General features: G+C 36.8%; 13 protein-coding genes. 10 read left to right on the top strand and 3 right to left on the bottom strand.

The window, feature by feature from the left end; all coding sequences use genetic code 11:
- Window positions 1–31 precede the first annotated feature (31 nt).
- Window positions 32–415, bottom strand: a complete 384-nt coding sequence (gene kapB, locus CNQ82_RS04540) for a sporulation phosphorelay system protein KapB (protein WP_123144275.1) — start codon at window positions 413–415, stop codon at window positions 32–34.
- A 71-nt stretch (window positions 416–486) separates the two neighbouring features.
- Here kapB and CNQ82_RS04545 point away from each other — a divergent pair, with 71 nt between their 5' ends.
- From CNQ82_RS04545 to CNQ82_RS04580, 8 genes are all read left to right on the top strand, one after another.
- Complete coding sequence (locus tag CNQ82_RS04545) at window positions 487–1,080, top strand: peptidylprolyl isomerase (protein WP_123144276.1); 594 nt, start codon at window positions 487–489, stop codon at window positions 1,078–1,080.
- Between the two features lie 111 nt (window positions 1,081–1,191).
- The gene (locus CNQ82_RS04550; protein ID WP_123144277.1) at window positions 1,192–1,458 is read left to right on the top strand and encodes a DUF1871 family protein; all 267 of its coding nucleotides are present in this window, start codon (window positions 1,192–1,194) and stop codon (window positions 1,456–1,458) included.
- Window positions 1,459–1,485: 27 nt separating this feature from the next.
- Entirely contained in the window at window positions 1,486–2,013 is a 528-nt protein-coding gene (locus CNQ82_RS04555; RefSeq protein ID WP_123144278.1) for an NUDIX hydrolase, read from the top strand.
- A gap of 152 nt (window positions 2,014–2,165) precedes the next feature.
- Window positions 2,166–2,552: a S1 domain-containing post-transcriptional regulator Ygs gene (gene ygs, locus CNQ82_RS04560; protein ID WP_123144279.1), complete on the top strand. Its 387-nt coding sequence runs from the start codon at window positions 2,166–2,168 to the stop codon at window positions 2,550–2,552.
- A 224-nt stretch (window positions 2,553–2,776) separates the two neighbouring features.
- Entirely contained in the window at window positions 2,777–3,901 is a 1,125-nt protein-coding gene (locus CNQ82_RS04565; RefSeq protein WP_123144280.1) for an NADH-dependent flavin oxidoreductase, read from the top strand.
- Window positions 3,902–4,322: 421 nt separating this feature from the next.
- Window positions 4,323–5,867, top strand: a complete 1,545-nt coding sequence (pruA, locus tag CNQ82_RS04570; protein ID WP_123144281.1) for an L-glutamate gamma-semialdehyde dehydrogenase — start codon at window positions 4,323–4,325, stop codon at window positions 5,865–5,867.
- A 180-nt stretch (window positions 5,868–6,047) separates the two neighbouring features.
- The gene (locus CNQ82_RS04575) at window positions 6,048–7,238 is read left to right on the top strand and encodes an ornithine--oxo-acid transaminase (protein ID WP_123144282.1); all 1,191 of its coding nucleotides are present in this window, start codon (window positions 6,048–6,050) and stop codon (window positions 7,236–7,238) included.
- A gap of 109 nt (window positions 7,239–7,347) precedes the next feature.
- Window positions 7,348–8,592, top strand: a complete 1,245-nt coding sequence (locus CNQ82_RS04580; RefSeq protein ID WP_123144283.1) for a Glu/Leu/Phe/Val family dehydrogenase — start codon at window positions 7,348–7,350, stop codon at window positions 8,590–8,592.
- Between the two features lie 124 nt (window positions 8,593–8,716).
- Here the strand turns inward: CNQ82_RS04580 and argH are convergent, their stop codons facing one another.
- Both argH and CNQ82_RS04590 read right to left on the bottom strand, forming a co-directional pair.
- Window positions 8,717–10,093, bottom strand: coding sequence for an argininosuccinate lyase (gene argH, locus CNQ82_RS04585; RefSeq protein ID WP_123144284.1), 1,377 nt, complete (start codon window positions 10,091–10,093; stop codon window positions 8,717–8,719).
- A complete protein-coding gene (locus CNQ82_RS04590) occupies window positions 10,086–11,288 on the bottom strand; it encodes an argininosuccinate synthase (protein ID WP_123144285.1) in 1,203 nt (400 codons plus the stop codon). Before CNQ82_RS04590 ends, argH begins: the two co-directional genes overlap by 8 nt.
- Window positions 11,289–11,631: 343 nt before the next feature.
- On the opposite strand from CNQ82_RS04590, the gene CNQ82_RS04595 reads away from it, so the two are divergent.
- A complete protein-coding gene (locus CNQ82_RS04595) occupies window positions 11,632–12,963 on the top strand; it encodes a glucose-6-phosphate isomerase (RefSeq protein WP_123144286.1) in 1,332 nt (443 codons plus the stop codon).
- Window positions 12,964–13,165: 202 nt separating this feature from the next.
- Window positions 13,166–13,729: a TVP38/TMEM64 family protein gene (locus tag CNQ82_RS04600; RefSeq protein WP_123144287.1), complete on the top strand. Its 564-nt coding sequence runs from the start codon at window positions 13,166–13,168 to the stop codon at window positions 13,727–13,729.
- The last annotated feature ends 5 nt before the right edge of the window (window positions 13,730–13,734 follow it).

A 13,734-nucleotide genomic window follows, 5' to 3' on the forward strand; every position in this document is an offset into this window, starting at 1 on the left:
TAGGAAGAAATGTATATTTTTAGAGAAAAAATTATTTGAAACTTTGTTTGTATTGAATACTGTAATCCTTTTTAAGTTCGTTTAAATTTTCTAATGATCGTTTAGCATGAGGTGTTTCTGCGTCTTTCAATTTCTCTTCTAAATCTGTAATGGCTTTTTGCAGTGATTCTTCATAAGGCATCTCTGCAACATTGAACTCACGTAATTGTGATTTCGGTGTGAAACGTTTTTCATAATGACTTAATGCGCGGCGTTCGTGGAAAAATACATCATCGACAGCATTCGGATTATGTAAATCTCCTTGTTTCGGATGCTTGATAACTTGTTCTACTTTGACCAGCACTTCTCCATTGTCTTTTTCTTCAACAATTGAAACGCCGTAACTTCCTGTTTTATGTGAAAAGCGATATAACATTTTAATACTTCCTTTCTGTGGTATATGTTACTATAAACGTATATCAATCTTAACATGAATGGAGAATTAAGATGGCAAACTATCCTCAATTAAATAAAGAAGTGCAAGATAATGAAATCAAAGCAGTCATGCATACAAACAAAGGTGACATGACGTTTAAATTATTTCCTGATTTAGCGCCTAAAACAGTTAAAAACTTTGTGCAACATGCTAAAGACGGTTATTATGACGGAATTACTTTCCACCGTGTCATCAACGACTTTATGGTACAAGGCGGTGACCCTACAGCAACAGGTATGGGCGGCGAAAGTATCTATGGCGGACCATTTGAAGATGAATTTTCAATGGAAGCTTTCAACTTATATGGCGCATTATCAATGGCAAATGCAGGACCGAACACAAATGGTTCTCAGTTCTTTATTGTGCAAATGAAAGAAGTACCGGAAAATATGCTGAGCCAATTAGCTGATGGCGGATGGCCTGAACCGATTGTTGAAGCGTACGGGGAAAAAGGCGGTACGCCATGGTTAGACCAAAAACATACTGTATTCGGTCAAATTATTGATGGAGAAGCGACATTGGAAGATATCGCAAATACTAAAGTAGGACCACAAGATAAACCATTACACGATGTAGTCATTGAATCTATTGATATTGAAGATTAAGCATCAATATAGTTAAAATAATGTATATAAAATGTATATAACAAGTAGGAATGTGTCACGAGCGCATTTCTACTTTCTATTTGTAAAAAAGGAAATAATGGAGGGTAATCCATGGCAGAGAAAGAAAAGAATGAAGTGAACATTGCGTTATATCAATTGCTTGCAGATTGGAACCCAATGCACTTTGAAGATAAAACAATGGGAGACGCTGAAGTGTATGAAATGATGGATGCGGTTCACCAAATAGATGATGTGAATGAGTTGGCACAAAAATTCCAGTCAATTTTCCAGTATTCTTTTGAAGAAAAGTTACCGATAGCAAATTGTCTGAAGAAAGCGAATGAAGCTTTATCCTTAGAAGGAACATGTGGTTTGTAAGCTATAAAGCATAGGGAGGATTTGAAAATGGCAGAAATGCTCGATTTGTATAATCAATACCGTCAACAGCTTAAAGGGCAAACAAAAGAACGTGGTAACACACTAGATGAAGGCACTTTTCATTTAGTAGCGCATATTTGTATTTTCAACCAACAAGGTGAAATGTTGATTCAACAACGTAAATTCAATAAGAAACTCTGGCCCGGGTTATGGGATTTCAGTGCAGCCGGTGCGGTCATGCAAGGAGAAACCAGCAATGTTGCAGCTCAACGAGAAATCAAGGAGGAGTTGGATTTGGATATCGACTTATCCAAAACACGTCCGCAAATTTCGATGACCTTCCCATTCGGCTTTGATGATATTTATCTGATACGCACGAATGGAGAACTGAAGGATATTCATATTGAAGAAGATGAAGTAGAAGCGATACATTTTGCAAGTAGAGAAGAGATTGTCGAGCTGATAAAAACAGAAAAATTTATTAACTACAAACCAGGTTTAATTGATTTGATATTTGATTTTGTTGAAAGTGATAATGACGGGATGTATCAATGAAATAATATACTGATGACACATGCTTATTTTCTTGTTATTAACTTACTTATTTCAGAAAATAACCTTTTAAAATATCGTTTATGTTAGTGACTAGTTTTTATTTATGCTATGATAACTATGTTAGAAATAATACGAATTAAGGGGTTATTAAGTTGAATAATCACTATCAAATAGGTCAGCACGTGAAAGTTAAAGTGACTGGTATTCAACCTTATGGCGCATTTGTAGAAACCCCTGACAACACGGAAGGACTCATTCACATTTCAGAAATTATGAATGATTACGTACATAATTTGAATCGTTTCTTATCTGAGGGACAAATCGTCCGTGCTAAAATCCTCTCAATTGACGAGGAAGGCAAACTTAATTTGTCATTGAAAGACAATGACTATTTTAAAAATTATGAGCGTAAAAAAGAGAGAAAATCTGTATTGGATGAGATCAAAGAAACTGAAAAATACGGGTTTCAAACATTAGAAGAACGTTTGCCGGTTTGGATTACGCAGTCTAAGAAAATGATTAAAGAAAATAAATTGTAGCTGGTTCTTAATATACGCAGTTACAGTGCTTTTAATCAATGACAAAGCCAGAGAGCAGGACATTATTTTGTCCCAGCCCCCTGGCTTTTCGTTTTGCTGACAACTTTCAGCGGGTAAAAATTAGAGGCGAAATATATGAGTTGGATAAGCAGTTTTTTTCGGTATCAAAGCATTCTGATGTAAAATAGACGATTACAAAGAGATAACGAGGAGGATTTAGCAATATGGATAAAAAGTATGAGCCTTTATTTACTGAATATACATTGCCGAATGGCGTAGCAATTCGCAATAGATTTGTACTCGCGCCGTTAACACATGTTTCTTCTAATGATGACGGCACTATCGCTGACGTTGAACTGCCTTATATGGAAAAACGTTCTAAAGATGTCGGCATCAGCATTACAGCAGCAAGCAATGTGACGGATTTAGGCAAGGCCTTTCCAGGTCAACCTTCTATAGCACATGATTCTGATATCCCAGGATTGAAGAAATTAGCCAAAGTCATGAAGAAGAACGGCGCGAAAGCACTCGTGCAAATTCATCATGGCGGCGCACAAGCACTGCCTAATTTAACGCCTGGCGGAGATGTCGCAGCACCAAGTCCAGTTGATTTGAAAAGCTTCGGACAACCAGAAGAACATCATGCACGCGAAATCACACCAGATGAAATTAAAGAGACGATTAAAGCATTTGGTGAAGCAACACGCCGCGCAATTGAAGCGGGATTTGATGGCGTAGAAATTCATGGTGCGAACCATTATTTAATTCATCAATTTGTTTCGCCATACTATAATCGCAGAAACGATGAATGGAAAGATCCATTTAAATTCCCATTAGCAGTAGTCGATTCTGTAGTTAACACTGCAAAAGAACATGCCGATTCAAATTTCATTATCGGTTACCGCTTCTCTCCAGAAGAAGCCGAAGAACCGGGCATTAAAATGGAATTGACTAAAGAGTTGCTTGAACATTTAAGAGACCAGCCTTTAGATTATCTGCACTGTTCTTTATTCGATATTCATTCAAAAACAAGAGAAGGTCGCTACAAAGGCGAAGAACGCATTAAACTCTTGCACGAATGGATCGGTGGAAAAATGCCTTTAATCGGCATCGGCTCAATATTCACACCAGAAGATGCCTTATCAGCATTTGAAACAGGCGTAGAATTTATAGCCTTAGGTCGTGAATTATTATTAGATTCACGCTTTATCGAAAAAATTAAAGACGGCAAAACAGATGAAATCATTTCATACTTTGATCCGACACGCGAAGATAAACACGAATTGCCGCCTAACTTGTGGAAACAATTTGATGAAGATTTTTACCCACTACCTAAAAAAGAAAAATAATTGTGTGCTGGAAGCAGAATAAGGGCGGAACATTTCAATGATGTCCCGCTCTTTTCTATTATAGATAGCTACTGCCAGTCTAGAAAAGAGCGTAATCTAGACACAAGTTCAGCCATAGTGTCTAGAAAACCAGCGCCCTCATCCCTCAACCGCCAACCATCCTGCCAAAACGACCGAACCCTCTAATTATGTAAACTATACACCTGCTTTTCCGCCAAAAATAAATTGCATACCCCTGAATTTTGATGTAAAATTTCGCTAAATCTTTATATATTGCATAGTGTCGGGTAATTTGAAAACGTAGAATTAAAAATTTTCGCAATTTTGAAGATTTTCCTTTTACATCTATAAGAATTTATGTAATTATAGTGAATGTAAGGGCTTTCTTAACAATTTTTACACTAAACAAAGGGGGATTAAAATGATTCCATATCAACACGAACCATTTACAGATTTTTCTAAAGCAGAGAATAGAGAGGCTTATGAAAAAGCGCTCAAAAAGGTGGAAGATGACTTAGGCAGAGAATATCCACTTATTATTAATGGTGAACGTATTTTTACAGACGATAAGGTTCGTTCATTTAACCCATCAAACAGAGAAGAAACAATTGGTTATGTTTCTAAAGCAAATAAAGAATTAGCTGCAAAAGCGGTTGAAGCAGCTAAGGAAGCATTTAAAACATGGCGTACGGTTGATCCAGCAGTCAGAGCTGACATTTTATTCAGAGCAGCTGCTATTACACGTCGCCGTAAACATGAATTCTCCGCATTATTAACTAAAGAAGGCGGAAAACCTTGGAAAGAAGCGGATGCAGATACTGCTGAAGCAATCGACTTTATGGAATACTATGGTCGCCAAATGTTGAAATTGAAAGATGGCAAACCTGTTAATTCTCGTCCAGGCGAATACAACCAATACGACTACTTGCCAATAGGCGTATCAGTGGTTATTTCTCCATGGAACTTTGCATATGCAATTATGGCAGGTACAACAGTTGCGCCAGTAGTTACAGGTAACACAGTATTATTGAAACCGTCATCTAATACACCGGTTATTTCTTATAAATTTATGGAAGTTTTAGAAGAAGCAGGTCTTCCTAAAGGGGTAGTTAACTGGATTCCTGGTGACTCTAGCGATATCGGTGATTATTTAGTTGAAAATAAAGATGTCGGCTTAATTTCATTCACTGGTTCTAAAAATGTAGGGACAAGTATCATGCAGAAAGCTTCAAAAATTCAAGAAGGTCAAAACCACTTGAAACGTGTTATCGCTGAAATGGGCGGTAAAGATACTATCGTTGTAGATAGCGAAGCAGATTTAGATGTTGCAACTGATGCTATCGTATATTCAGCATTCGGATTCTCTGGTCAAAAATGTTCAGCATGTTCACGTGTCATTGCTGTAGATGATATTTATGATGACTTAGTAGAACGTTTGAAAGCTGCAACTGAAAAATTAACAGTAGGTGACTCAGCTGAATATGATAATTTCATGGGTCCTGTTATCGATGAAAAAGCCTTGAATAAAATCAAAGACTACTTGAAAGTCGGAGAAAAAGAAGGACGCTTAGTAGTAGGCGGCAAAGTAGACGATGAAGTCGGAAACTTTGTATACCCAACTATTTTTGCAGACTTGAAATATGATGATCGCGTAATGCAAGAAGAAATCTTTGGTCCTGTTGTAGGTATTACTAAAGCTAAAGACTTCGACCAAGCAATTGAATACGCAAATGCGACTGAATATGGTTTGACAGGTGCTGTTATTTCTAATAACCGCTTCAAACTTGAACAAGCACGTCGCGACTTTATGGTCGGCAACCTTTACTTTAACCGTGGTTGCACAGGCGCAGTCGTAGGTTATCAACCATTCGGCGGCTTCAAAATGTCTGGTACAGACTCTAAAGCCGGCGGACCTGACTACCTTGTATTACACTTGCAAGGTCGTACAGTATCAGAACATCTATAAGTTAAATCAACTTAACATTGCTTAAATGAATATGGAATCACATTATAGTTTTACTCTGGTGTTCAGACGCTATAATGTGATTTTTTTCGAAGGTAAAATTAAAGCTTTCTAATAAATAAAGGATTATTTGCATGTGATTAATGAAAAATAAAGCAAAAGGGATTCTAAGGAGGAAAAATTATGACAAAATCTGAAGAAATTATCAAAAAGACAGAACATTACGGTGCACCGAACTATAAACCACTGCCAATTGTTATTTCAGAAGCTGACGGTATTTGGGTAACAGATCCTGAAGGAAATAAATATATGGATATGTTAGCTGCTTATTCAGCAGTAAACCAAGGTCATCGCCATCCGAAAATCATCGAAGCATTAAAAGAACAAGCAGATAAAGTCACTTTAGTTTCTCGTGCATTTAATAGTGATAATTTGGGAGATTGGTATGAGAAAGTCAGCGATTTGACTGGCAAAGAAAAAGTATTGCCGATGAATACAGGTGCTGAAGCTGTTGAAACAGCAGTTAAAGCAGCACGTCGCTGGGCATATGAGCATAAAGATATTGAGCCGGATAAAGCTGAAATTATCGCTTTCAACGGCAACTTCCATGGCCGTACAATGGCACCTGTGTCATTATCTTCAGAAGCTGAATACCAACGTGGCTATGGTCCATTATTAGAAGGTTTCTTAAAAGTAGATTTCGGTGATGTAGACCAATTGAAAGATGCAATTAATGAAAATACAGCAGCTATCTTAGTAGAACCGATTCAAGGTGAAGCAGGCATCAATGTTCCACCTGAAGGCTACTTAAAAGAAATTCGCAAATTAGCAGATGAAAATAATATTTTATTTATTGCTGATGAAATTCAATCAGGTTTAGGACGTTCAGGTAAAACATTCGCAACAGATTGGGACGGCGTAAAACCGGACGTTTATATTTTAGGTAAAGCTTTAGGCGGCGGTGTATTGCCAATTTCTGCAGTTGCAGCTGACAGTGAAGTCTTAGATGTCTTCACGCCAGGATCTCACGGTTCTACATTCGGCGGTAATCCTTTAGCAGCAGCGGTTTCAATAGCTGCCTTAGATGTCTTGGAAGATGAAAAATTGGCCGAACGTTCTCGTGAACTCGGTGAATATTTCCAAAATGAATTGAAAAAAATCGATAACCCAGTCATTAAAGAAGTGCGGGGACGTGGCTTATTCATCGGTGTAGAATTAAACGAAGACGCAAGACCTTATGCTGAAGCATTAAAAGAAGAAGGCTTATTATGCAAAGAAACACATGATACAGTGATTCGATTTGCACCGCCATTAATCATTACTAAGGAAGAAATTGACGATGCACTAGAACGAATCAAGAAAGTTTTCAGCTAAGTTCAAAAAGTTGTAACAAAAGGGATGAAAACCCTTTAAAAAGGTTAAGCTTATGTTACAATACAAATGAAAGCGAAATCATTGTTAGGAAAAAGAGGCGAAAAGGATTATGACTGAGAATAATAATTTAGTGGCGTCTACACAACAAATTATTAAAGAAGCTTTGCATAAATTGGGCTTTGATGACGGCATGTATGATTTAGTTAAAGAACCATTAAGATTTTTAGAAGTACGTATCCCTGTAAGAATGGATGACGGTACTGTTAAAACTTTCACAGGATACCGTGCACAACATAATGACGCAGTAGGACCTACTAAAGGTGGCGTGCGTTTCCATCCGAATGTAAACGTTGACGAAGTGAAAGCATTGTCTATGTGGATGACTATGAAATGTGGTATCGTCGATTTACCATACGGTGGCGGTAAAGGCGGCATCATCTGTGACCCACGTCAAATGAGTATTCATGAAGTTGAACGCTTATCACGTGGTTACGTACGTGCAATTTCACAAATTGTTGGACCTTCTAAAGATATTCCTGCACCAGACGTAATGACAAACTCTCAAATCATGGCATGGATGATGGATGAGTACAGTGCATTAGATAAATTCAATTCACCTGGATTTATTACTGGTAAACCAATCGTGTTGGGTGGTTCACAAGGACGTGACCGTTCAACAGCATTGGGTGTTGTAATTGCTATTGAACAAGCAGCTAAACTACGCGATTTAGATTTAAATGGTGCTAAAATCGTAATTCAAGGTTTCGGTAATGCAGGTAGTTTCTTAGCGAAATTCTTATTCGATAAAGGCGCTAAAATCGTAGGTATCTCTGATGCATATGGTGCTTTATCTGATCCAGAAGGTTTAGATATTGATTACCTATTAGACCGCAGAGACAGCTTCGGTACAGTAACAAACTTATTTGAAGAAACAATTTCAAATAAAGAACTGTTCGAATTAGATTGTGATATCTTAATTCCAGCAGCTATCGAAAACCAAATCACTAAAGAGAATGCGCCGAATATTAAAGCGGATATCTTAGTTGAAGCGGCAAACGGTCCAACTACATTAGAAGCAACACGTATCTTGCACGAACGTGGCATTCTATTAGTTCCTGACGTATTAGCAAGTGCCGGCGGTGTAACAGTATCTTACTTCGAATGGGTACAAAATAACCAAGGTTACTACTGGACAGAAGAAGAAGTTAACGACAAAATGCGTGAAAAATTAGTCACTGCATTTAATGATATTTACGAATTAGCACAAAACCGTAAAATCGACATGCGCTTAGCTGCGTATATCATCGGTATTAAACGCACAGCAGAAGCTGCACGTTACCGTGGTTGGGCTTAATTCTAAAAAGAAAGATTGGGAGAGCGGTTATACCAGAGAGACTGGTGTAGCCGTTTTTTCGTACTCGGATTTAAATAAAATTAAGCCGCTTCCCAATCACAGCAGTGATGGGAAGCGGCTAGTTTTATGACAATAAGTCTTTAGCGACCTCTATTTGATGACGAACTGCCTCTTGTCCTGTAGAACCATAACTCTTTCTACGTTTAAGACAGTTTTCAGGTTTCAAATAGTTATAAATAGTGTCATCGATTTTAGATGAGAATTCTTGGTATTTTTCAAGCGGTACATCTAGCAAGTAGCAATCATGTTGAATGCACCAATATACAATTTGTCCTACAATTGCATGCGCTTCTCTAAACGGAACATCTTTTTCCACGAGATAGTCTGCCAATTCAGTTGCATTTGAAAAATCTTGATGTACTGTTTCATTTAAACGATCTGTATTCACAGTTAAGGATGCTAACATTCCTTCAAAGATACGAAGTGATCCAGTTACAGTATGCACTGCATCAAATAATCCTTCTTTATCTTCTTGCATATCTTTGTTATAGGCAAGAGGCAATCCTTTTAAAGTCATTAGCATACTCATTAAATGGCCAGTAGCACGTCCAGTTTTACCCCGAATCAATTCTGCCATATCTGGATTTTTCTTTTGAGGCATAATAGATGAGCCTGTTGAGAAAGCATCAGATAAAGTGATAAATTTAGCTTCATCAGTCGACCAGAAAATGATTTCTTCAGAAAAACGAGACAGATGAATCATGACTAAGGAAATCGCATTGAGTGTTTCTACTACAAAATCACGGTCACTGACTGCATCTAAACTATTCTCATATAAAGAACCGAAATTTAATAATTCTTGAGTTTTTGCACGGTCGATAGGATGAGTAGTACCACTAAGAGCAGCAGCGCCTAACGGATTGATATCAATTCGTTTCAATGCATCTTCGAAGCGGTTTTTATCGCGCTCTAACATCCAGAAATAAGTCATAATATGATGTGCGAAGGAAATAGGCTGCGCACGTTGCAGATGTGTATAGCCTGGCATAATAGTATCCACATGCTCATCAGCTAATTTGACAATTGTTTCTTGCAATGAATGAATTAAGTTAATAATTTCTTTGACTGCTGTTTTAGTATATAGATGCAAATCTGTAGCGACTTGGTCATTACGGCTTCGTCCAGTATGCAATTTGCCGCCGACAGATCCGATTCTTTCTATTAATTCATGTTCAATATTTAAATGAATATCTTCCAAGGCTTCTGTAAATTCAACTTTGCCGTCATGATAATCTTGTTGGATTTCTTGAAGACCTTTAATGATGGTCTCACTTTCTTCTTGAGTGAGAATATCTTGTTTAGCTAACATCGTTGCATGTGCGATGCTGCCTTGAATATCTTCGTCAATCAGCAGATGGTCAAAGTTAATAGAAGCATTGAAAGCATCTACCCATGCTTCTGGTTCAGATTGAAAACGTCCGCCCCAAGCTTTCTTACTCATTAGAATAACCTCCGTGCAACATAGAATTAACTTCAGTTGGCAAACCGTAAATTTCGATAAATCCTATGGCTGCTTCTTGGTTGAAAGCATCTTCTTTAGTATAAGTTGCAAGTTTTTCATTATATAAAGAATAAGGAGAACGTCTGCCGTTCACTGTTGCATTACCTTTGAATAATTTAACACGTACGTCTCCAGTAACGTGGTCTTGCGTAGAATCAATAAATAATTTTAATGAATCTGTTAAAGGTGAGAACCATAAACCATTATACGTTTGTTCAGCAAATTGTTTTTCAATTACTGGTTTAAAGTGCGCAACATCTTTAGTTAGCGTAATTGTCTCTAATGCTTTATGTGCTTTTAAAATGACTTCAGCGCCTGGAGTTTCATAAATTTCACGAGATTTAATACCTACTAATCTATTCTCAACGTGGTCAATACGGCCGATTCCATGTTTACCAGCTAAATCATTTAAATAAAGAATTAATTCGTCTAATGGAAACTCTTTATTATCAACTGAAACAGGAATACCTTTTTCAAAATGAAGCACAATCTCATCCGGTGTATCTGGTGTGTCTTCAATTTCTCGTGTTAAATCAAAGGCATCAGCTGGAGGTGCTGCGTAAGGATCCTCTAAGATACCGCATTCATTTGCACGGCCCCATAAATTCTGATCGATAGAATAAGGAGAATCATGATTGATAGGTACTGGAATATTATGTTTGATAGCATAATCGATTTCTTCTTCACGGCTCCAGCCCCAAGCACGTACTGGTGCAAATACTTTTAGTTCAGGATTTAAAGCTTTAATAGCCACTTCGAAACGTACTTGGTCATTTCCTTTACCTGTACATCCGTGTGCAATTCCTACAGCATCTGTTTTTTCAGCGATTTCTACTAATTTTTTAGAAATTAAAGGTCTTGATAATGCTGAAACTACTGGATAAGTATTTTCATACATTAAGTTTCCTTTTATTGCGTAACTGACATACTCATCACTGAATTCTTCAGTTGCATCAATGATGTAACATTCGACAGCGCCCATATCTAAGGCTTTTTGATAAACTTGGTCTAAGTCTTTGCCTTCGCCGACATCTAAGCAGCAAGCAACGACATCGTAACCTTTATCGATCAGCCATTGAACTGCAACACTTGTATCTAATCCGCCTGAATAGGCTAACACGATTTTTTCTTTCATAATTTTACACCTCGTTAGAATAGTTAGAATTTTTTAACATGTATACATCATAGCAGATTACTTATGAGAAATAAACCATTATTTTACATAAATATACAAAATAATGAAAGTTCACTCTAAAAGTAATCGGCAACCAAGCGGTTATAGACTTCTTTATGCATTTTTCATAAATAAGTGATTAAAATATATCAAGTTTTAAAACGTTTATTATAGAAGAGTAAGAAACTTGACGTTTTAGTTACAATTACACACGGTAATTACAAATATACAAACAATTTTATTGAAAGCATTGTCAGAAATTTAGTAAACTATGGTTGAAATAAAAGAGCAGGAGGCAGTTCATATGACACATATTGAGCTAGACTATAACAAAGCTTTAAAATTTGTTGGCGAACACGAATTAACTCAACAACAAGAAATCGTTAAAACAATCCACCGTATTATTCATGAAGGCACTGGTGCAGGCAGTGACTTCTTAGGTTGGTTAGACTTACCTGTTGATTACGATAAAGAAGAATTTTCACGTATCTTAGAAGCAGCGAAACGTATTAAAGAACACTCTGATGTATTAGTAGTAGTAGGTATCGGTGGTTCTTACCTTGGCGCGCGCGCTGCAATTGAAATGTTAAGTTCTGCTTTCAGAAATAGCGACGAATATCCTGAAATCGTCTTTGCAGGCAACCACTTATCATCAACTTATTTACATGACTTGATTCAATATTTAGATGGCAAAGATTATTCAGTCAATGTCATTTCTAAATCAGGTACTACTACAGAACCAGCAGTTGCATTCAGACTCTTTAAACAACTATTAGAAGAAAAATATGGTAAAGAAGCAGTGAAACAACGTATTTTTGCTACTACTGACAAAGAAAAAGGTGCGTTAAAACAACTTGCAACTAATGAAGGTTATGAAACGTTCGTAGTTCCAGATGATGTAGGCGGACGTTATTCTGTATTAACTGCAGTAGGTTTATTGCCGATTGCAGCAGCAGGTATCGATATTGAAGCTATGATGAACGGTGCAGCTAAAGCACGTGAAGAATTATCATCTGATAAACTTGAAGATAATATCGCTTACCAATATGCTACATTACGTAATATCTTGTATGCTAAAGGTTATACAACAGAAATGTTAATCAACTATGAACCTTCATTGCAATATTTCAATGAATGGTGGAAACAATTATACGGTGAATCAGAAGGTAAAGACTTTAAAGGCATTTACCCATCAAGTGCCAACTATACAACTGACTTGCACTCATTAGGTCAATATGTTCAAGAAGGACGTCGTTTCTTGTTCGAAACAGTGGTTAAAGTTGAAGAACCGAAATACAATATTACAATTGAAAAAGACCCAGATGATTTAGATGGTTTAAACTATCTAGCTGGTAAAACAATTGATGAAGTTAATACTAAAGCTTTCCAAGGTACATTATTAGCACATACTGATGGTGAAGTACCAAACATGGTAGTCAAAATTCCGCGTATCGACCCAGAAACATTCGGATACTTAGTATACTTCTTTGAATTAGCTTGTGCGATGAGTGGCTATCAGTTAGGCGTTAATCCATTTAACCAACCAGGTGTAGAAGCATATAAACAAAACATGTTTGCTTTACTTGGTAAACCAGGTTACGAAGATAAAAAACAAGAATTAGAAGATCGCTTGTAATTTCTATAAAAATATACAATTCCTTACAACTGTAGACTGATTTCAGTTGTAAGGAATTTTTTTATACTTAGAACAGCTTAATTGTTTTAAAAGTAAAAAAGCGTGCACAGCAAATGAATAAGTTATTCTTTTTCGGTTTCAAAATACACCGTTTCCATCTATAATAGTATTAATTGTATTACATAGAGAGATGGGTGGATATATGTCAGCACATCAAGTTGAAAGTTGGATGCATTCAATGGGAGACTTTGGATATTTATTAGGGTTTTTACTTCCCTTTATTGAATCATTTGTTCCAGTCCTTCCATTATTTGTATTTGTTTTTGTCAATGTGGATACCTTTGGTTTGTTCCTAGGGATTATCATTTCTTGGTTAGGAACATTTTTAGGGAGCTTTGTAGTCTTTTTAATTGTTAGAGCCTTTGCCAATACTGCTGTAATGGATAAAGTAAAAAGTAGAAAAGACGTGCGTAAATTTTTGAATTTCGTGAATAAGCAAGGTGTCACGCCTATCTTTATTATGTTATGTTTCCCATTTACGCCAAGTGCCTTGATGAATGTAGTAGCAGGGCTATCTAAAATGAAAGTACGCACCTTCTTTTTAGTGCTTGCTGTTTCTAACTTGGTTGCAATGGCTTTAACAGGTGTGTTAGGCAGAGATATGCATAGTATTTTATCTAGCCCAATACGTGTCGGTATTATGATTATTATCCTTGCGGGCTTATGGTATTTGAGCCGCCGTTTAGAAAAACGCTTTATAAAATAGAGGGA

The organism is Staphylococcus debuckii, assembly GCF_003718735.1.
Classification (GTDB): Bacteria; Bacillota; Bacilli; order Staphylococcales; family Staphylococcaceae; genus Staphylococcus; species Staphylococcus debuckii.